The organism is Pseudomonas fildesensis, from assembly GCF_001050345.1.
Lineage (GTDB): Bacteria > Pseudomonadota > Gammaproteobacteria > Pseudomonadales > Pseudomonadaceae > Aquipseudomonas > Aquipseudomonas fildesensis.
Genome location: NZ_LFMW01000006.1, coordinates 73754 through 93903, shown reverse-complemented (window position 1 = coordinate 93903; position 20150 = coordinate 73754). Strand labels below are relative to the sequence as shown.

15 protein-coding genes are annotated in these 20150 nt (G+C 63.5%); 4 read left to right on the top strand and 11 right to left on the bottom strand.

Annotation, left to right across the window (positions count from 1 at the left end):
* Positions 1–19: 19 nt before the first annotated feature.
* Genes ACR52_RS10105 through tagH form a run of 11 tightly spaced genes read right to left on the bottom strand, consistent with a single transcriptional unit; the run spans position 20 to position 15990 of the window.
* Positions 20–1732: a formylglycine-generating enzyme family protein gene (locus tag ACR52_RS10105; RefSeq protein ID WP_048723590.1), complete on the bottom strand. Its 1713-nt coding sequence runs from the start codon at positions 1730–1732 to the stop codon at positions 20–22.
* Positions 1725–2909: an ABC transporter permease gene (locus tag ACR52_RS10100; protein WP_048723588.1), complete on the bottom strand. Its 1185-nt coding sequence runs from the start codon at positions 2907–2909 to the stop codon at positions 1725–1727. The genes ACR52_RS10105 and ACR52_RS10100 overlap by 8 nt, the downstream gene beginning before the upstream one ends.
* The gene (locus ACR52_RS10095) at positions 2909–3613 is read right to left on the bottom strand and encodes an ABC transporter ATP-binding protein (protein ID WP_048723587.1); all 705 of its coding nucleotides are present in this window, start codon (positions 3611–3613) and stop codon (positions 2909–2911) included. The genes ACR52_RS10100 and ACR52_RS10095 overlap by 1 nt, the downstream gene beginning before the upstream one ends.
* Positions 3613–6588: a serine/threonine-protein kinase gene (locus tag ACR52_RS10090; RefSeq protein ID WP_048723586.1), complete on the bottom strand. Its 2976-nt coding sequence runs from the start codon at positions 6586–6588 to the stop codon at positions 3613–3615. Before ACR52_RS10090 ends, ACR52_RS10095 begins: the two co-directional genes overlap by 1 nt.
* Positions 6585–7304 carry a PP2C family protein-serine/threonine phosphatase gene (locus tag ACR52_RS10085; protein ID WP_048723584.1) on the bottom strand — a complete coding sequence of 240 codons (720 nt, stop codon included), beginning with the start codon at positions 7302–7304 and terminating at the stop codon, positions 6585–6587. Before ACR52_RS10085 ends, ACR52_RS10090 begins: the two co-directional genes overlap by 4 nt.
* Complete coding sequence (tagF, locus tag ACR52_RS10080) at positions 7305–7958, bottom strand: type VI secretion system-associated protein TagF (protein ID WP_048723583.1); 654 nt, start codon at positions 7956–7958, stop codon at positions 7305–7307.
* Positions 7955–11455 carry a type VI secretion system membrane subunit TssM gene (tssM, locus tag ACR52_RS10075; RefSeq protein ID WP_048723581.1) on the bottom strand — a complete coding sequence of 1167 codons (3501 nt, stop codon included), beginning with the start codon at positions 11453–11455 and terminating at the stop codon, positions 7955–7957. The genes tagF and tssM overlap by 4 nt, the downstream gene beginning before the upstream one ends.
* Complete coding sequence (locus ACR52_RS10070; protein ID WP_048723579.1) at positions 11452–12741, bottom strand: DotU family type VI secretion system protein; 1290 nt, start codon at positions 12739–12741, stop codon at positions 11452–11454. The genes tssM and ACR52_RS10070 overlap by 4 nt, the downstream gene beginning before the upstream one ends.
* Before the next feature lie 6 nt (positions 12742–12747).
* Positions 12748–14082, bottom strand: coding sequence for a type VI secretion system baseplate subunit TssK (gene tssK / locus ACR52_RS10065; protein WP_048723578.1), 1335 nt, complete (start codon positions 14080–14082; stop codon positions 12748–12750).
* A gap of 18 nt (positions 14083–14100) precedes the next feature.
* Entirely contained in the window at positions 14101–14610 is a 510-nt protein-coding gene (gene tssJ, locus ACR52_RS10060) for a type VI secretion system lipoprotein TssJ (RefSeq protein WP_048723576.1), read from the bottom strand.
* A 54-nt stretch (positions 14611–14664) separates the two neighbouring features.
* The gene (gene tagH / locus ACR52_RS10055) at positions 14665–15990 is read right to left on the bottom strand and encodes a type VI secretion system-associated FHA domain protein TagH (protein ID WP_048723575.1); all 1326 of its coding nucleotides are present in this window, start codon (positions 15988–15990) and stop codon (positions 14665–14667) included.
* A gap of 392 nt (positions 15991–16382) precedes the next feature.
* Between tagH and tssA the strand changes: the two genes are divergently transcribed.
* From tssA to ACR52_RS10035, 4 genes are all read left to right on the top strand, one after another.
* Positions 16383–17402, top strand: a complete 1020-nt coding sequence (gene tssA, locus ACR52_RS10050; RefSeq protein WP_048723573.1) for a type VI secretion system protein TssA — start codon at positions 16383–16385, stop codon at positions 17400–17402.
* A 54-nt stretch (positions 17403–17456) separates the two neighbouring features.
* On the top strand, positions 17457–17963 hold the full coding sequence (gene tssB, locus ACR52_RS10045; RefSeq protein WP_017135823.1) for a type VI secretion system contractile sheath small subunit: 507 nt from the start codon (positions 17457–17459) through the stop codon (positions 17961–17963).
* Between the two features lie 2 nt (positions 17964–17965).
* A complete protein-coding gene (gene tssC, locus ACR52_RS10040) occupies positions 17966–19462 on the top strand; it encodes a type VI secretion system contractile sheath large subunit (RefSeq protein WP_048723570.1) in 1497 nt (498 codons plus the stop codon).
* A gap of 147 nt (positions 19463–19609) precedes the next feature.
* Positions 19610–20098, top strand: coding sequence for an Hcp family type VI secretion system effector (locus ACR52_RS10035; RefSeq protein ID WP_048723567.1), 489 nt, complete (start codon positions 19610–19612; stop codon positions 20096–20098).
* The last annotated feature ends 52 nt before the right edge of the window (positions 20099–20150 follow it).

The following is a 20150-nucleotide window of genomic DNA, read 5'->3' as shown; positions in this document are numbered from 1 at the left end:
CTCGCTTTACAGCCAACGATCAAGACCGCTGAGCGCTCGCTGCGAGCAATTCCTTCAAGATCGTTGCCGGGTCGGCCCGCTGTTGCTTGCGGTAGTTGCCGACATGACGAACGAACAATGTCGCGCGCGTCACCAGGCTTTTTCCGAGCACTGGCTTGCGATCCAACTCTTCCTTGATTCGTTGAAACTGCGCCTGGATCACCGCATCGGTGTAACGCGTGCCGGTGGCCAGGTTGTCGATATAAATCGCCACCGCGCCGTCGAGGGCGCTGCGTCCGTTGGTGATGGCCATGTCAAACAGTTGCGCGCTGGCGTCGTCCTTGTTGTCGACGGCTTGCTGGCGACTCTTCTGCAAATTGGTCAGGCGGATGTTGTAGTTATTGATGGTCTCGGCCACCAGGGCCGCCGACTGGATCAGGTTCCCGGCCGCTTCTTCGCGTTGCTGGGCGATGAGCGAGACGTTGCGCTTGAGCTCTTCGTTGACCATCCCCAGTTCGGCTTGCAGGCGTGGGTCGACGCTGGCGGCGATGATGCTGTCGAGGCGTTTGGTCGGGTCCTGGGCGTCGTCGATGGCGTCGGTCAGCGAGGCCAGGCGGCCTTCTTTCTGCCACTGCGCAAACAGCTCCTTGTAACGCGAACGCGGTGCCGACAACGCGCCAATCGCCACGCGGAAACCGGTGGTCTCGTTGCTCTGCTCGGTGCCATCGGCGGCGAACAACGGGTACTCGCGGCGCATGCCGGTGAACAGCGTGCCCTCGCCTTCCAGGTAGTTGCCGCCCTTGACCACAAAGCCGCCGTAGGTGCCCTGGCGGCGCCCGGCGTGCACCAGCTGGAAGGATTCCTGGACCATTTCCGCCGCGTTACCGATCACGTCGAACAAGCCAATCGGGTTGGGCAACTTGGTGCCGATGGGCATCAAGCGCGCAGCCTGGCCAGTGCCGCCGGCGACCTGGTTGAACACTGCGTAATCACCGAGCGGGCCGTCGCTTTCGCTGCCTTCAACGCGCCGTGGAAACAGACGCCCCTCCAGGTCCTGACGGCTGACCGCCTGGCCACCGCGCGCGGCAAATTCCCATTCCACTTCGGTGGGCAGGCGCACAAAGCCCAGGCCGCCGTCGTCCGCCGACGAACCACGGCCGCTGACCGGTAGCAATTCGCGGTGGTATTTCATCAGCCAGGCGCTGTAAACCGCCGAGAAGCGCTCGGCTTCGAAGCGCGATAGTTTCACCTTGGGCAACCGCCCGGCCATGCCGGTGGGCGCATCGCACGCAGGCGCCGGTTCACCACTGGCCAGCGACTGCGCCTGGGACATCACTTGCGCGTATTGGCGTGCCGTCACTTCGTACTTGCCGATGAAGTACAGCATGGGCTTGAGCGGGGTCTTGGCGTCGGTCTTCGGCATCAGCGGCGCGATGACTTTGTTCCAGTCCCTGGGCAAGTCCTTGAGGGTGAACTGACCGTTGATAAAGTCGCGGCGGTAGCCGGAAATAAACGACTGCTGATAGCCCGCCTCGCCTTCGGCGAAGGGGTAGCCGAGACTGATCTCACGGTCATCCAGCGTGCCCTGCGCCAGCACATAGGCGTAGCGGAACACCATGTTGCCTTCGCAGGGCAGCGGCAGGCTGACGTCGTCCGGCAGCGGCTTTGGGTTGTCGAGTTTGTCGCTTGCTTCATCAGCCCAAGCCATCGAGGCCAGGCTCAGCGCCACGGCGGCGCCCAGTAACTTATACATCTCTGATTCCTTCAGAAGCCTGGATACGCGCCACTCGCCAACCCCCACAGGCCGCCGCCACGGCGCTGACGCCGAGGACTGCAACCAGGGCCAGGCCGTAATGACGCGCCAGCAGGTGACTGGCGTGTTCGCCCGGCACCTGCACGAATAATTGATTCAAACCCGCCTCGGCCAGGCCATACAGTCCGGCACTGAGCACAGCGGCAACACCTGCGCTGTACAGCGCCTGCACCACCACGAACAGCAACAGCGCACCGGTGGAAAAGCCCAGCAGACGCAACACCGACAACTCCCGACGCTTACGCGCCACGGCGGCCAACGCTCCGGCGAAGATCGCCGCAAACGCCCCGGTCAAGGCCAACCCGGCGATGATCCAAAATACGAGAGACAGGTTGCGGCTCAACGACTGCACCTGAGCGATGCTCAACGCCTGGGTCGACACCAGCAGATTCTGCCCGGCGAAATACACTCGCAGCGGCTCCACATCGGTGAGGCTGCGCGCATACAAGCGAAACGCTGGATACACCCGCTGCTCGCTCACGCCCACCGCGTCACCGTCCCAACCCAGCGCCGGCACAGCGCGGCCGTCGCGATAATCTTCCGCCGCTTCCAGCAGGCTCAACGCTGCAAACAAACCGTCGCGGGCGAAGGCTTCCAGCGGCAATACCGCCAGCACCTGCACCCGTGTGCGCTGGGCCTCGATGCGCCCCGCTACCTGCCGCGCAAAACTGGTTTCCAGCCAATCCCCCGGCCGCGCCGCGAGCTTCTCGGCAGCGGTATGGCTCAGCACGATCTGGTCCAGGCCCCGAGGCATCGGCAGGCCGGCGAGCAACGGATCACCCGGCGCGGTCGGCAACATTTCCAGGCTCAACGTGCCCACCTGCGCCGTCGCCGCAATCTGCCGCGTGCGCGGTATCGCAAACGCCACATCACTGCGCCGGCCAAGCTGCTCGACCAACGCACTGCTAAATCGACCACCGCCCAACGGAATAATTTCACGGGTAGCGGGGTCAGTCTCCAAACGTTCGGTCAAACTGCTGACCAGTCCAAATTTCAGGCCAAATAACACCAGCAACGGGGCGATGACAGCGACCAGCGCCAGCACCGAACAGGCCGACAGCCAGGCGTCGTTGCGGTAATCCTGCCAGGCCAGGGAAGCCACCAGAGGGATACGCATCAGCCGGCCTCCCCGAGGGTCGCGGTGACGCCGCCGTCGGTGTCGCGACGGCAACTGATGCGCCGTACCTGCAAACCACTGGCGCGGGCCAGCGGCTCGTCATGGGTGGCGATCACACAGGCGGCGCGGTGTTCGCGGGCCTGAGCCAGCAGCGCCTGCATCACCCGCTCGGCATTGAGAGGGTCGAGGGACGCGGTCGGCTCATCCGCTAACACCAGTTGCGGCGCATGGGCCAGCGCACGGGCGCAACTCACGCGCTGGCGCTGGCCCACTGACAACGCAGCCGGCTTCTTGGCCAGCTGATCGCTGATTTCCAGCTGCTCGGCCAGACGCGCCACGCTGCCATCGTCTTTCAAGCCGAGCAGTTGCCGGGACAAGGCGATGTTGCTGCGCACATCGAGAAAGCCCAGCAGCCCGCCGGTTTGCAGCACATAGCCCAGGTGACGGCTGCGCAGTTCGGCCAATGCGGTTTGCTTGTCGGCACGCCACAGCTCGCCGATATCGGTGTGATTGAAGTCGAATTGGCCCACCTGATCCGGCGCCAACACCAGCGCCAGCAGGTCGAGCAAGGTGCTTTTACCGCAGCCACTCGGCCCGACAATCGCCAGTTGCTCACCCGCGCACAGCGTGAGCGCCGGAATCACCAGGCTATAGCGCTGGCTACCGAGGCCCCGGCTCTTGTGCACCGCGCTCAGGTTCAGCATTACGGCAGCGTCGACAACGGCACGCGGTACAACGCATCGCCCGGTTCTGCATCGCCGAAACGGACCCAGTTGGCCACATCATTGTGGAAGGTTTCATAGAGGCGGATTTTCGAATCCAGCTCGTCGATAAAGTCTTCCTGCTCGGCCACGCTCAACGACAACCACAAATCCTGGGTCATGTTCAGCGACTTGCTGCGGTACGGCAGGCCTTCCAGGTATTCGCCGAGGATACCGCCGTCGGCCAGATTGCCACCCTTGCGCAGCGCCTGCGGGTCTCGGCTCATATAAGCCGAAGCGCTGGCGATTTCCTGGAAGAAATCCTTGGGAGAGGTCTGGGTTTTACGCGCGGCGTCGACGATCAGTTTCAGCGACTGCTGCAAATCGTTGAGCTGCAACTTGGTCAGCATCACGCACACCTGGAACGCCGGCAGCGCCGGGTTGGTCAGGTCGCGGTCGGCGGTCCAGGCACTGACGAGCTGCGGCGCCTGGCTCGCGGTTTTGCGGCCGAGGAAGTCCATGTGCATCGCGTAGCCAACCGCTGTGGACTTGTCCGCCAGGCTCGGCGCTGAACTCAGCAACGGCACGGGTTGCGGGGTGTTGCTGCGCACCTGGTGTACGAGATTGGCGAATACGCTGCCAATCTCATCCACACGCTCACCCAACTTGCGCACATCGCCACCGGGCACCGGCGTGTACAGGTCGCCGATCTGCGGGTTGGCGTCGGCGGTGAGGATGCGGTATTGGCTTTCGGCACCGGCGTGGGTTTTCTTGCCAGCGTCGGTGCGCAGGTGCAGGGCGTAGATCTTGATCTGCTTGCCCAGCGCCGCCTGGCGCACTTCGGCTTCGTTCATCTGGGTGGCGGCGAACGGGTCGTTCTTGCGCAGCGCACCGGCGTCGGTGACCAGCAGGATCAGGCGCCCGCCGTAACCGGACCAGTCCATGCCGTCCACGGCCTGCATTACCCCGGCAAACGCGTCTTCGTTGAACGAATGGCTGGACACGGTGGACGCTTTCACCTCGCGCGCTATGTCGAGGAAGCGTTGCGGGTCGCGGCCCTGGTCGAGGCTAATCAGGGTCTTGGCGACGTATTCCAGGCCAGGGGTTTTCTTGACGCTGCTGCGAAAACCCACCAGGCCGAAGCTCACGCTGTCCAGCTCGCCGCGTTCGGCGATGCGGGTTTGCAGCTCGTGCACCACATCACGAATCTGGTCGATGTAGGGCTGCATGGAAACGGTGGTGTCCACGACCAGCACCACGGCGGTGCGGAAAGCGTCGGCATTGGCGTTGATCACCGGCGTCGAGGGCTTGGCGACCGCGCTGCTGCCGGGGTCAATGGACGCGACATTGAGCAACTGCACCGGCTGGCCGTTTTCGTCGAAGCTCTCTTTGGAATCGAAGATCGGCAGCAGGTAGAACTGATTCTGCGGCACTGCACTGGCAGTCGGTTCCAGGGCCAGGACCTGGCCGTTGTCTTCGCTGTTTTTCTGCGCCTTGGCCAACACGCCTTTGGCGGCGGCAGGATCAGCGAGCAGCTTTTCCACCTCGCTGGATTGGCGCAGGAACATCACCGGGGCACGCCCTGAACGCTCGGTGAACTTGAGCACCAGGCTCTGTTTCCAATCGCTGACCTGGGACGCCGGCAACCAGCCGTCGCTGCGCCCATCGGTGGCGGTGCCGACGCGTACCCACGGGCTGCCGTCGACGTCTTTGCGCTGATACACATAGAGCACGGAAAACGCCGGCAGGGCTTTGCCGGGCGCGCTGCCCGCATCGCTGGACAGCTTGGCGCCGGGCTTGCTGAGAACGCGCTGGAACAGGGTTTTCTTACCGGCCATCAACAATGGACGTTGACCGCCATCCGCCTCCGCTACCACTGCGGCTGGCGTTACCTTGGGCACGACAGCCGCAGGCGGTTTGACAGGCTCATCGCTACCGCTCAACCACCAGTAACTGCCGCCACCGATCGCCAGCGCAACGGCGACCGCTACAGCAGCCAGCGCCAGCACCGGGCCACGGCGCTGCTCGGATACGGCGCTGTGTTGCGTCGGCGTCACCACCGGTTGGCGTACCGGTTGCGGCTGGGGTTTGTCGGTCGGAATGTCGATGGTGACCGGGGTCATGCCCGCCAGATCAAAGCTCAGCGGGATCGGCAACGGCCGTACCCGCGTGGCTTCCGGCGAGTCCACCGGCAGTTGGTCCAGCGCCAGCAGCAACGCCGCCGCATCCGGGAAACGCTCCGCCGGGTCCTTGGCCAACAGCTTACGCAGTACGCCCTGATAACGCCCGTGGTGCACCGGCAATTCCGGCAACGGTTCAGTCAGGTGCGCCAACGCTGTAGAGAGCGCATCGGTGCCGTTATACGGCAGCTTGCCGACCAAAATTTCGTAGAGCACCACGCCCAGCGCATACAGGTCGGCGCGGCCATCGATCTCCTGGCCCCGCGCCTGTTCCGGGCTCATGTAGCTCGGCGTGCCCACGGCAAAACCCGCCTGGGTGAACTGGGTGCGATCATCCAGCGACTTGGCGATACCGAAGTCCGACAGCACGGCCGTGCCGTCGGCGCGGAAAAGAATGTTCGCCGGCTTGACGTCGCGGTGCACCAGCCCTTGGGCATGCGCATAACCCAAGGCCGAGGCGATCTGGCGGATCAGCGTGAGGCCCTGCTCCGGCGTCAGGCCGGCGGCAATGCGTTCCTTGAGCGTGCCGTTGGGCAGGTATTCCATAGCCATGTAATACAGCTCACCGACATTGCCGATGTCATGGATGGTCACCGTGTGCGGGTGCGACAAACGCGCCAGGGTCTTGCCCTCGCGCAGGAAGCGCTCGCAGAAGCTCGGGTCGGCTGCCAGCGCGGCGGCCATTACCTTCAGCGCCACCTTGCGCTCCAGCGAGCGCTGGGTCGCCAGGTACACGCTGGCCATGGCGCCTTCGCCAATTTCGCCGTCGATGTCATAACCCGGAATCACGATGTTCATGGCGATACCTTCACGACGATGGCGGTGATGTTGTCCGGCGCGCCCCGGTTAAGCCCCAGGTGCACCAGGCTACGCACGATTTCATCCGGCGCGTTGTGACTGAGCACTTCGCGGATCTCATGGTCTTCGACGGTTTTGTTCAAGCCATCGCTGCACAGCAGGTAGCTGTCACCGGGGGCGATCAGCAGGTCGACGACTGCCAACTCAAGTTGCGCTTCCACGCCAATCGCGCGGGTGACGATATTGGCGCGCGGGTGCACGCGCGCTTCGGCTTCGCTGAGCAGGCCGCTGTCCTGCAGGTCCTGTACGTAGCTGTGGTCGCGGGAAATGCCTTCGAGCACGCCATCGCGCAGGCGGTACAGGCGACTGTCGCCGGCCCACAGGCACACGCCGCGCAAACCTCGGGCGGCGAGCACCACCACGGTGCTGCCCATCATGGTCACACCACGGTTGGCGGTTTCTTCACGCACGGCGGCGTTGATACGGCTCAGGTCGTTGCGCAGGGCCGCCGCGTACTCGTCGAGGGAACGGCCCACGGGCACACTGCGCAGGCTGTCGACGATCAGGCTGCTGACGTAATCCCCCGCCGCATGCCCGCCCATACCGTCGGCCACCACCCACAGGCGGTTTTCCGGCAGGTCCAGGCAGGCGTCTTCGTTGACCTGGCGAACCATGCCCACATGACTTTTGCTCGCGGATTTGTACGTCGACCCCATCTACACCACACCTTCTTGTCCGAGCAAAAACTGCGCAAAATCGCCAGCGGCAGGCAAGCCCTGACACCGCAATAAACCAGGGGAAATCGTCTGCGAGCCACGGCCCCACCAAAGACTTGCGCCGTCGCAGGCCTGTTCGGCGAGTGCGGCCATACGCTGATGGGGCACGCTGGCCGCCACGCGCTGCAGGCCGGCGAAACGGCTGTCCACCGCACGCGGTTCAGTCGCCGGCAAGCCCAGGGCGTCGAGGCCATCGTTGAAATCTTCAAAGCTGGCGCGGGCATCCAGAGTGCTGAGCAACAGCTCTTCGGCCTGCTCGAACCAGCTGTCCGGCCCGCCCACCAGGGAGGCGGGATTGGTGTCGTGATCGAGCAAGCTGACCACCGCCAGCGGGAAGTACCGCCCAACCCGATCAATGCTCGGCATCACCACGCCCGCCGCCGCGTCCGGCCCGCACACACCCGGCGCCAGCACAAAGCGCCACAGCGGGCTGACCAGGTATACGTTGAGCCAATCGGCGCCGAGGCGGTGTTGACTGGCAAGCAAACCCGCCGCCAGCCAGCTGTCCCACGGGCCAACAAAACTCTGGGGCAAGGCGCGGCTGACAAAATCACCGCGGCTGGCCAACTTGCCGTAGAAACCCAGCGTCGTCATAGCCGCTCCGGCAGGCTGAAGCCACTGAGCACGCGGCTCTTGAACGGGTTGAAGGCACTGTTGGCGCGTAGCTCATAGGCGATGCTCGCGCCGTCGACCCGCAGGCGCAGGTTGAAGCGATCCGGCGAGTTACCCGCCGTGAGGTCCGATTGTTCCAGCAGGCGGAACCAGGCCCACGGGCCTTCCAGGGTCACGCCGGAACGCCCGCTGGCCGATGGCGGCATGATCGAAATACGCACCACGCCAATGCTGCCAGGGTTCGGCCATTGCATCGCCACCGGGCGGCTCGGGCCGTGGTCGTAGCTCAATTGCTGGCCGTCGAGGTCGAGCAGGAACTGGGTGATGGTCGGGTCCATCGACACCGGCTTGAGTTCGAAACGCACGATCGGCTGCGTGCCCCCCGATCTAAAGAACGCGTCACGAATAGCCGCCGCGCGCTGGAAGGTTTGCAGCACGCCAGGGCCAATCCCGAGCTTCTGCGCGGCGCCCGGCTGCCAGCGCCAGGTCTGTGCGGACGTATCGACATAAGGCTGCAGGTATTTGCGGAAATAGTTGTCCATCACCCCGCCCACACCGAAGAACTGACCGAAGTCATCCAGGGTGGCGTCCCGCGAACTGCCGGGCGACATCGGGTAACGCCCGGCCAGGGACTGGCGGTACACGTTGACCACTTCGCTGACCCAGGCCGCGTTCAGCTGGTTGCGCACCCCGCCCATCATGCTGTTGGTGGTGGAATTGACCACCGACTTGACCATGCCCTGCACCAGCGGCGGCTGGCGTTCGGCATTCAGGCTGACCCGCGTGGCCGCAGCCGCTGCCTGGTTCTTTGCCTCGCCGAGCAAGGCATCACCACTGGCGCCGACCATGGCGCTGACCTGCACATACAGCGCGTTCATGTCGGCCAGCAGGCCGTCGATGGCCGCTGGTTCGCCTTCGTTCTTGCTGACGATGCTGTTGAGTTCGGCAAAGTGCGCGGTCACCGGATCGTCCGCTGCTTGCGGAGCATTGGCGGTCGGTTGCTCCTGACCGAGCAGGCTGCCGAGGCGCTCCTTGAGTTTGTCGACACCGCCTTCCACCGGCACGCCCTTGGCGGCCAATTGGCGTTCTTCAGCTTGCAGATCGGTTTCCTTGGCCACCGCCACCAGCAGCTTTTTCAGCGGCGAAGTCGGGCCGGAAATCACCCGCAGCACGTCGGCGGCCTGGGCCACACTGGTGATTGGCACAAAGTCGATGTCGGCGAGCAAGGCGTCCCACTGACGCTGGTAGTCCTGGAAATACTGGCGGCGCACATCGGCGGCCAGGCTTACCACGTTCTGTTGATCGGCCTGTTCATGGCCCAATACCCATTGCTCTTCAGCGAGGGTGCCGGTCTGGTTCAGGCTGCTCAGAAGGAACGCCTGGCGATAACCCTTGGCGGTGAAAAACCCACTCAACGGCTCACCCAACGGCTTGCCACTCTTGCGGCTGAACACCAGAGCGGCGTCACGGCCAGCGGCTTCGTTGAGGCGAAAGTCAGGGATGCCTTCAGGCAGTTTCTGGCGCTTGACGCGGTCGTACACGCGCTGGGCCACCGGCAGTTGTTGCAGCTGGCGACGCAGGTCATCGATCAAGCGCGGGTCGAGGCGCGCGTTCGGCGGATGGCGTTCGAACAGCGCCTGCAAGTGCCCGGTCAACGCCTGGCGCTGATCGGCCGGGAGGTCGCGTGGCAGGTTACGGTCCCAATCGAGGGCGATCCAGGCCTTGATGAAGTCCGGGTCGTAATGCTCGGCATCGGCCAGCATCAGGTAAGCCTTGAGACCTTCGTAAAGGAAGTCGGAATTACCGCCGCCGTGCAGTTGCTCTTCGATGCGCGTCACCAGGCGTGGCGCGAATACAGCGATCAACAGCTTGCGATAGACGCTGGCAGACTCGGCTTCGAGCATATCGCCCTGGTACAAGCCCAGGCCCTCGGACCAACTGGGCGAATCACCCGCCAGGTTCTTCACGGCGTTGAGCAACGGCAGCACGGCGAGCACTTCACGCTGCGCCGGGCTCAGGTTTTGTACAGTCTGGCCCAGTGGCGCAACCTTTTGGTCGACCTGGGCGATATACGCCTGGTTGGCGCGATAACTCACCCACCACAGGCTGCTGACCACGACCACCAGGGCCACGGTGGCAGCCAATACGCCGCGAGCAAGCCATTTACGGCGACGCTCAACCTTCGGGTTCACACCCACCAGCCCACGCTCGGCAAAAGCCACAGCGGTGAACAGTTTTTCGATGAAGTAACTGCGCCCGGTGCCGCTCTGGCGCGCCAGGTGCTGGCGGTCCAGGTTCATGCTCTGGGCCATGGCGCCGATCAAGCGATCAATCGGGCTGCCTTCCTGGGTGCCGCTGGTGAAGTACACACCGCGCAGCAACACGCGCTCTTCAAAGGCGTTGGGCTTGAACACGCCTTCGAGGAAGCTTTGCAGGCAATCCTTCAATGCGCCGAACTGCTGCGCGAAGCCGTAGATCAGGTCGCGCCGCGCCGGGTCGCGCTCCTGTTGCAGGCGCTCCACCAGGCGTTCGTTGAGGCGTTGTTCCAGGCCGGCGAATTCGCTTTGCAGGTGCGCCAGCGGGCTGTCGCTGTTTTTGCCGTCGTCCAGGGCAAAGGTCATGCCCCACACCTGGGCGCGGTCTTCCTTGCTCAGGTTGTCGAAGAACTCCATGAAGCCCGGCACCAGGTCGAGCTTGGTCAGCATCAGGTAGATCGGGAAACGCACGCCCAGTTGGGTGTACAGCTCCTGGATGCGCAGGCGGATGGCGGCCGCATGGGCGGCGCGTTCGGCATCGCTGCCCAGCAGTAAATCCGACAGGCTGATGGCGATGAAGGCACCATCAATCGGACGGCGCGAGCGTTGTTTTTTCAGCAGGTCGAGGAAGCCCAGCCAGGCGGCTTTGTCCACCGTGGAGTTGCTGTCCTGGGTGGTGTAACGGCCAGCGGTGTCGAGCAAAACTGCCTGATCGGTAAACCACCAATCGCAGTTGCGCGTACCGCCCACGCCACGCACCGCGCCGGCGCCCAACTGAGCCGCCAGCGGAAAGTGCAGCCCGGAATTGACCAGCGCAGTGGTCTTGCCCGAGCCCGGAGGGCCGATGATCACGTACCACGGCAGCTCGTAGAGGTTGCGGCGTTCATCACCGCCCAGCTTGGCTTTTTTCAGCAGCGCAAGCGCTTCGTCCATGCGTTGGCGCAGGGTCGACAACTCTTCGGCAGTGGCCACGTTGTTGGGGTCGGCCGGGGTTTGTGCCGCCAGGCTGCGCATGACTTCGGCGGCCTGTCGCCGCGCCTGGATAATGCGGAACACGCGGTAGGCGAGCCACACCGCGAACACCAGGATGATCAGCGCCCAACGGCGCCCTTCCGGCACCAGCACGTCGAGCAAAGGCCCGACAAACCAGATGATCAGGCTCAGGGCGATCAGGCCCAGCACGGGGATCACCCAGCGAATCATAAAACTGAAAAACGCCTTCACTCGACGCCCTCCGCCAATACGGTGATTTCAACCCGACGATTGCGGGCACGGCCTTCTGCGGTGGCGTTGGTGGCCACCGGCGTGGTGTCGCTTCTGCCCTCAGCGCTGAAGCGGTCGGCCTGGCCGGTCTTGGCCGCCAGAATCTCCAGCACCGACTTGGCCCGCGCCTCGGACAAGGCCCAATTGGACGGGAAACGCAGCGTGGCAATCGGGCGGTTGTCGCTGTGCCCGGTGACGCGCACCTGGCCCTTGACCTTGCGGATAGCATCGGCGATGCGCAGCATCAGTGGCTGGTAGTCATCGACGATGCTGGAGCTGGCGGACGCAAACAGTTCATCACCGCGAATGGTCACGACGGACCGGTCGACCTTGTCTTCAACGGCAACACGGCCGGCCTTGATGTCTTCCACCAGGAAGCCCGCCAGGCGCGGCCGCTCGATGACTTTGGGCTGCGCCACCGGACGGTCGATGGCCTGCACCGGGATCTCACCCAAGGCATGGATATTCTTGAACACCGGTTCGGCGTCCGAGGCCAGCTTCATGCGCAGGCCAAACAGCAACGCCAACAGCAGCGCCAGGCCAATGGCCACGGCGATCCACGGCGGCATGAACTGCGCCAGGCGATCACGCGCCACGGTCACGCCGCGCCAGTGCGGCGACAGCTCACGCTCGTGCTCGCCACGGGCACTGCGAATTGCCGCAGCGGTACGTTCACGTAACGCTTCCAACTGACTGCGACCGTCATTCATCACGCGGTAGCGGCCTTCAAAACCCAGGCACATGCACAGGTAAAACAGCTCCAGCAGGTACAGGCGCTCCCGTGGGCTTTGCAGGCAGTGGTCGAGCAACTGGAAGACTTTTTCGCCGCCCCAGGCTTCGTTGTGCACGGTGATCAACAGGCTCTGCTTGCCCCAGTCGCTGGTGCTGCCCCACGGCGTGCTCAACACGGCTTCATCAAGAGCGGTGCACAGCGCGTAACGCGCCAGCAGCACTTCGTTGCGCGCCACACCGGCGGCTTCGGCGCGCTCTTCGAACTGGCGCAGGTAGGCCAGCAACTGCGCGCGCAGGCTGGCCGGCGCCGGATGGGCAATGGTGTTGCGCAGGCGCGTCAACAGCGCCAACAGCGGTCCGGCGGCGCTTTCCAGCGGGTTCAGGCCCTGGCTTTTGCCGGTGAGGATCGGCGCGGCAGGCATCGACAGCGGTGCCGGTTCGGCACGCGCAGGCGCAGGCTCTCGGCCGCCTGGTCGCGGCATGAACTGGGTGCGGTCATCATCATTGGGGTGCATCGCGGATTATCCTCGGATCGCCCAGAAGGCCAGGTTCAAGCCCGGGAACTGCCCGGCGATGTGGAAGGCAAAACCGCCGGAATTGCTCAGCTGCTGCCAGTGCTCGCTGCCCCGGTCCAGTTCGTAATAGGTGGAGCCTGCGTGGTAGGGAATCTGGCGAGGCGCCACTGGCAGCGGCAGCAGGCTGATGCCCGGCAGTTGCAGGTTGACCATGTCGCGGATGTGCTCCACCGAGCCGACCTTGCTCTGCTGGCCGAAGCGCGCGCGCAGGGTTTCGCCGGGCACATCGGCACGCACCACGAGGATGAAACTGGCGCTGTCGAGCAGGGTCTTGTCGGCCAACATGGCCACGTGAACGCCATAGGCTTTCTCGACAATCGGGATCGGCGTGGCTTTGCTGTCGATCAGCATCGACAGCGCTTCACGCAGCGCCTGCATCACCGGAGCGAAGCTCAGGACCAGGTCGTCGTGCTGGTATTGCGGGTATTCCTGGGGGCGTCGGCCCGAGGTGGAGAAGGTCGAAAACTCACCGGCCAGGCTTACCAGTTCGCTGAAGAAGCGCTCCGGGTGCAGCGGGCTCAACTGGCTGAAATGCTGGATCAACGGCTGGGCGCGATTGACCAGTTGCAGCAGCATGAAATCGGCAATCTCCGACGCGCCACCGGCGCCCGAGGCCACCACGCGGCCGGCCAGGGCTTCGCCGCGCTGGTGCAGCAGGCCGAGCAGTTCGCTGCGAAAGGCCGTCAGCGGTTTGCTCGCGGCCACGTCTAAAACGGGTGGGATGTAGGTGTCGTCAAGCACCAGCGCGCGGTCGGCGCGTTTTTCCTTGATGCGCACCAGGCCGATGGCGGCGTAATCGCTGATGCCGTCCTGCGCTGTCAGCAGGCGCAGCGCCCGCGAACCCACGGCGACCGGCGCGCGGTTTTCGAACGGCGCGTTGTCGTCGCGCACTTCGCGTACCTGGCTTACATAACGCGCGGCGCCAAGGTCTTCGCCGTCGTCGACGGTGTCGCGGGCGCCAGCGCGCTTGAGCGGCAAGGCCAGGTACACCAGGCCGTCGCGCAGGTTGTCGTCGATGTTCAGCGGGCTCGGCGCCAGGTCATCCTGGGGGATATTGAACGGCGTGCCGTCGGGCAACAGGCCGCGCGCCGACACGATCGCCAGCTTGCCCTGGGCCAGCAGGCCCTGGTCGATCAGCAACTCGGAAAAGCCCCAGGCGCCGGCGGACAACGGGCGGCTGCGGGCGTCGATCAGGTTTTCCAGGTAACGGTCATGCTGCTGGAAGTGCTGCGTTCCGATGAACATGCCTTCCGACCAGACCACGCGATTGTTCCAGGACATGGGAGCTCCGATTGCTTCTTATTGGGCAGGGCTGGATGGGGAAACCACGACGTCCGCACTCACCGCGCGCACATCGAGGCTGATCTGGTATTCGGTGTATTGGCGCGCCGGCACGTTGATCACCGTGCGCCATTGCGCGCGGTCCAACTCTCGGTAACCCACCAACAGCCCGATCTGGCGGGTGGACGGGTCGAGGTCGCGCTGCACGCTCAGTTGCTGGCCGGGCTGGACCATCACTTCGTCCTGGTCGAGCAGGTCCAGCCCGAGGGTGGACTGCGCGCGGTCAGCGAGGGCGAAGTAATCGGCGCGGCCGAAGGTGGCGGCGTTTTTCAGTTCGAAGATGCGCACGCGCACAGGGGCGGCCTGGCCGTTGGCGCCGGGGTTAAGCCCGGCAATCGCGTGGAAGTGCAGCTCGACGGCGGCGGTGTTTGCCTCGGCATCGCCAGCCGCTTCGGGTTTGACGGCATCCTTGGCACACGCCGTCAGCAGCAGCGCGGTGGCCACTGCGAGTAAAAACCTGGGAATCATCCTGCGTCCTCAATGACGTACTTAGCTATCCGTTGATCCTTTGTCGCGTCGCTGTCAGCGTCGCTGTCGTGCGCTGTGCTCTTCGTAGGCCCGGCTGAATTCGCGGCCAAACAGGTCCTGGAAATCTTCCTGGGCCTCGCGGGAAATATTGCTGTAGAGCTCAGTGAACTGCTGCCAGTACTGGGCCTGGCGCGAGCCGTTGAAAATGCTCGAGAGCCCGCCGGGTTTGCCCATGCGCTCTTCCAACTGCGCCGGTTCGAAACGCATCAGCAGGTGCTTGATCGCCGCTTCCACGCCGGCCATCACCGCCAGTTGGTGGGCGCGCAGGTCGTCGAAACTGTCGCGCACTGCAATGTCCGGTGCCATAAACGCTTGGTTGCCATGGCGAAGCAGCAGCAGTAACGCTTCGTCGGCATTCGGGGCGAATTTCAACGGATTGTTTTCAGCAGGCTGAATCATGGTTTGCTGCATGCGGAACTCGCCCTTGAGGCTGGCACGGGCGCGCAACACGTCGATCAGGCCTTCGACCATCAGCCGGTAGCTGCGGCCGATGCTTTCCATCTGGGCTTCGGCCTGGGCCTTGTCCAGGCGCAGTTGGTCGAGGCCGGCGCCACGCAGGAAGGCTTGCAAGAGATCGGGCTGTTGGGTGTCGGCCACGGGGAGCGAAGGCTCGACCACGGGTGGCGGTTGGATAACGGGCGCCGGTGGTGGCGGCGGTGCGCCAATGGCCGGTGCGGGTGTGTCGCCCAGCAGGTCCCAGTCCTCGGGTATCACCGAGCTCGCTACCACGGGTTTTTCGACCACGGGCACAGCCACCGGGGTCGGCGGGCGGAAATCGTGTTGCTCGGAGGGCACGTGGTCCGGCACGGTCGGCGGCGGCACGGCGGTGGGGCTGAGGAAGTCGAACAGGTCCGGCATGGTTTCCATCGACGAGGCACCCTGGAACTGCGGCGCGATCACCGGTGTCGCTGCCGGCGCACTCACAACGGCGCCCATCAGCGCTTCAAAGCTGTTCGGCGAATCACCGGCAAAGGGCCGGCTATCAACGGCTTGCACATTGAAATCGATGCGCACCTGGATCTCGTAATCGCCGATGCGGATCAACTCGCCATCTTGCAGCGGTTCGCTGTTACCCCGGCGCAAACGAATGCCGGCGCTAACCAACTCCACACCGTTGGTGCTGTTATCGGTTAAATAATACCGGCCATCCTTGTATTGAATAACGCAGTGTTGCGAGGAGACCAGACGCTCAGGATCAGGCAATACCCAGTCATTTTCCGAACTGCGGCCGATCGCCATCGAGCCCTGGTTCATGGACTTTTCCGAGCATTGCCCGGGGGTAATCTTGTGATAACTAGTGATAGTCAAACACAGCGACATCTCGCCTCCTTGCTGATACTTCGCGCGCAGTCGGTTCCCGGGGCAGCGTTTCCCGAGACATCCCCACCCAATGGTGAAAACGACCTTCACACCTGCTTTTACCAGCGTGATCGCTGATGTTAACCGGGCCCCATGACAAAAATCCTTCCCCTGCGTGCCACTCGACCCACCAGTCGCGCAGGGTGTTAAGCACCGCACATCTGTCACAGAGCGCGAATAGCTTACCTTGACAAGGCGTAACTACTACACCAAAAATGCACAACTTCTTGAATACCAGTAATGGCACAGTAGTGGCATCTTGCTTATATAACCAAGAAAACATGCACAGTTCCTCGCGCAACTAATGCATGCATTGCCCGCCATCTAACGGGCTGATAGGGAGATCAATTTCAGTGGATGTGCCGTTGCTGCTCACCGCCGTTTCCGCGACTTCGCCGTGTGGCGAAGATATGGAATATGACGCGGACTTTCTCCACCTGGAGCGTGCCGCCAAGGGCCAACCCGAGCGCAGCATGGGCGACTCGATCCTGCCTGCCGAACCGCCGGAATGGCGCAGCGTCCAGCAGCAAAGCCTCGACTTGCTGCAGCGCAGCAAAGACCTGCGTATCACCCATTTTCTGCTGCAAAGCTCGCTCGCCCTGCAGGGTGTCGCCGGGCTGGCCGAAGTGCTCACGCTGATCAATGCGTTGCTGCGCGAATACTGGGCCGAGCTGCACCCGCGCCTGGATGCCGACGACAACAACGACCCCACCGTGCGCATCAACGCCCTGTCCGGCTTGACCAGCGACGCGACCATTCGCCTGCTGCGCGAAAGCATTCTCACGCGTTCGCGCACCTTCGGCCCCGTGAGCCTGCGCGCAGCGCTGAACGCCAGCGGCCTGATGAGCTTTCCCGATGAACAACTCGGCGCCCAGCAGCTGAACGCAGCGTTCCTCGACAGCGACCCCGAGCAACTGCACGCCACCCGCGACGCCTTGAGCGCCGCACGTGGCGCCTGCGAAGCCATCGAACAACAGGTCAGCGACCAGGTCGGTTCGGCCCAGGGCGTCGACCTCAGCCTGTTGAAGCAACCGCTCAAACAGGCGCTGCAAATCCTCAGTCAATTTGTTCCGAACAGTGAAACCAGCAGCGAACCCGAGGCCGTCAGTGAAGACACAGCCCCCTCGGTCGATTTCGCCGCTGCCCCCGCCGCACCCCGCCCGAGCGGCGACATCGCCAACCGCGATGAGGTGCTGCGCAGCCTCGACAAGATCCTTGCGTACTACACCCGACACGAGCCTTCGAGCCCGCTGCCAGTGCTGTTGAACCGGGCGAAGAATCTGGTGCACGCCGACTTCGCGGCCATCGTGCGCAACCTGATTCCCGACGGCATGTCCCAATTTGAAAACCTGCGTGGCCCGGACGGCGAGTAAGCCGCCCGATTGCGCAGTAACAACACCGTCGCTCAAGCGACCAGGAGCAGCAACGTGGCGAAGCAAAGTTCTCAGAAATTCATCGCGCGCAACCGCGCGCCTCGAGTGCAGATCGAGTACGACGTCGAGCTTTACGGCGCCGAGAAAAAGGTCCAGCTGCCCTTCGTGATGGGTGTGATGGCCGACCTCGCCGGCAAGCCTGCCGAGCCACTGGCGCCCGTGGCTGACCGCAAGTTCCTTGAAGTGGACGTCGACAACTTCGACTCGCGCCTCAAGGCCATGCAGCCACGCGTGGCGTTCCACGTACCGAACGAGCTGACCGGCGAAGGCAACCTGAGCCTGGACATCACCTTCGAAAGCATGGACGACTTCAGCCCGGCCGCCGTGGCCCGCAAGGTCGACTCGCTGAAGCAACTGCTCGAAGCCCGCACCCAGCTGGCCAACCTGCTGACCTACATGGACGGCAAGACCGGCGCTGAAGAAATCATCATGAAGGCGATCAAGGACCCGGCATTGCTCCAGGCACTTGCCAGCGCGCCGAAGCCTGCAGGGGACCAGTAATCATGACCGAGAATACCGCCCGCGAAGGCGTCCAGAGCCTGGGCGCCACTGAAGAGACCAGCGAGTTCGCATCCTTGTTGATGCAGGAATTCAAGCCCAAGACCGAGCGTGCCCGCGAAGCCGTGGAAACCGCCGTGCGCACCTTGGCCGAACAGGCTTTGGCGCAAACGGACCTGGTGTCCAACGACGCGATCAAGTCGATCGAATCGATCATCGCCGCCATCGACGCCAAGCTCACCGCCCAGGTCAACCAGATCATTCACCACCCGGACTTCCAGCAGCTGGAAAGCGCCTGGCGTGGCCTGCACTACCTGGTCAACAACACCGAGAGCGATGAGCAGCTGAAGATTCGCGTGCTCAACATTGCAAAGCCCGAACTGCACAAGACCCTGAAGAAATTCAAGGGTACCGCGTGGGACCAGAGCCCGATCTTCAAGAAGATGTACGAAGAAGAATACGGCCAGTTCGGCGGCGAACCGTACGGTTGCCTGGTAGGCGATTACTACTTCGACCAGTCGCCTCCCGACGTCGAGCTGCTGGGCGAGCTGTCGAAAGTCTGCGCCGCCATGCACTCGCCGTTCATCGCTGCCGCCTCGCCGACTGTGATGGGCATGGGCTCGTGGCAGGAACTGTCGAACCCGCGCGACCTGACCAAGATCTTCACCACCCCGGAATACGCCGGCTGGCGCTCGCTGCGTGAATCGGAAGACTCGCGCTACATCGGCCTGACCATGCCGCGCTTCCTGGCGCGCCTGCCGTACGGCGCCAAGACCGACCCGGTGGAAGCCTTCGCCTTCGAAGAAAACACCGACGGCGCCGACAGCTCCAAGTACACCTGGGCCAACGCCGCCTACGCGATGGCAGTGAACATCAACCGTTCGTTCAAACTCTACGGCTGGTGCTCGCGCATCCGTGGCGTGGAATCCGGCGGTGAAGTGGAAAACCTGCCGGCGCACACGTTCCCTACCGATGACGGTGGCGTGGACATGAAGTGCCCGACCGAAATCGCCATCAGCGACCGCCGTGAAGCGGAACTGGCGAAGAACGGTTTCATGCCGCTGCTGCACAAGAAAAACACTGACTTCGCCGCGTTCATTGGCGCGCAGTCGTTGCAGAAACCGGCCGAATACGACGACCCGGACGCCACCGCAAACGCCAACCTGGCCGCGCGCCTGCCGTACCTGTTCGCCACCTGCCGTTTCGCGCATTACTTGAAGTGCATCGTGCGCGACAAGATCGGTTCCTTCAAAGAGAAGGACGAGATGCAGCGCTGGTTGCAGGACTGGATCCTCAACTACGTCGACGGCGACCCGGCGCACTCCACCGAAACCACCAAGGCCCAGCACCCGTTGGCTGCCGCCGAAGTGATCGTGGAAGACGTCGAAGGCAACCCGGGTTACTACAACTCGAAGTTCTACCTGCGCCCGCACTACCAGCTCGAAGGGCTGACCGTGTCGCTGCGCCTGGTATCGAAGCTGCCTTCGGCCAAAAGCGCCTAAGTAACTCGCTCGTTCCCACGCTCCGCGTGGGAATGCCGCCCGGGACGCTCCGCGTCCCAGTGACGCAGAGCGTCACACGATGCGTTACCACGCAGAGCGTGGGAACGATCACCCACTTCAGTGGCCCGTGCCACACAGGGAGAAAACATGGCTGTTGATATTTTCATCAAGATCGGCGACATCAAGGGCGAGTCCATGGACAAAGCCCACAAGGACGAAATTGACGTATTGAACTGGAGCTGGGGCATGGCCCAGTCCGGCAACATGCATGTCGGCGGTGGCGGCGGCGCGGGCAAGGTGAATATCCAGGACCTGTCGCTGACCAAGTACGTCGACAAGGCCTCGCCAAACCTGATGATGCACTGCGCCAGCGGCAAGCACATCGACAAGGTCAAGCTGACCGTGCGCAAGGCCGGCGGCGAAAGCCAGGTCGAGTACATGGTAATCAACCTGGAAGAAGTGCTGGTCACGTCCCTGAGCACCGGCGGCTCGGGCAGCGATGATCGCCTGACCGAAAACGTCACCCTGAACTTTGCCCAGGTGATGGTCGACTACCAGCCGCAGAAAGCCGACGGCACCAAAGACGGCGGTCCGATCAAGTTTGGCTGGAATATCCGGTCCAACACCAAGCGTTGATCCGATACACCTCTGGCGCCATGCGCCGGAGGTTTGGTGCTTGCTCGCATTC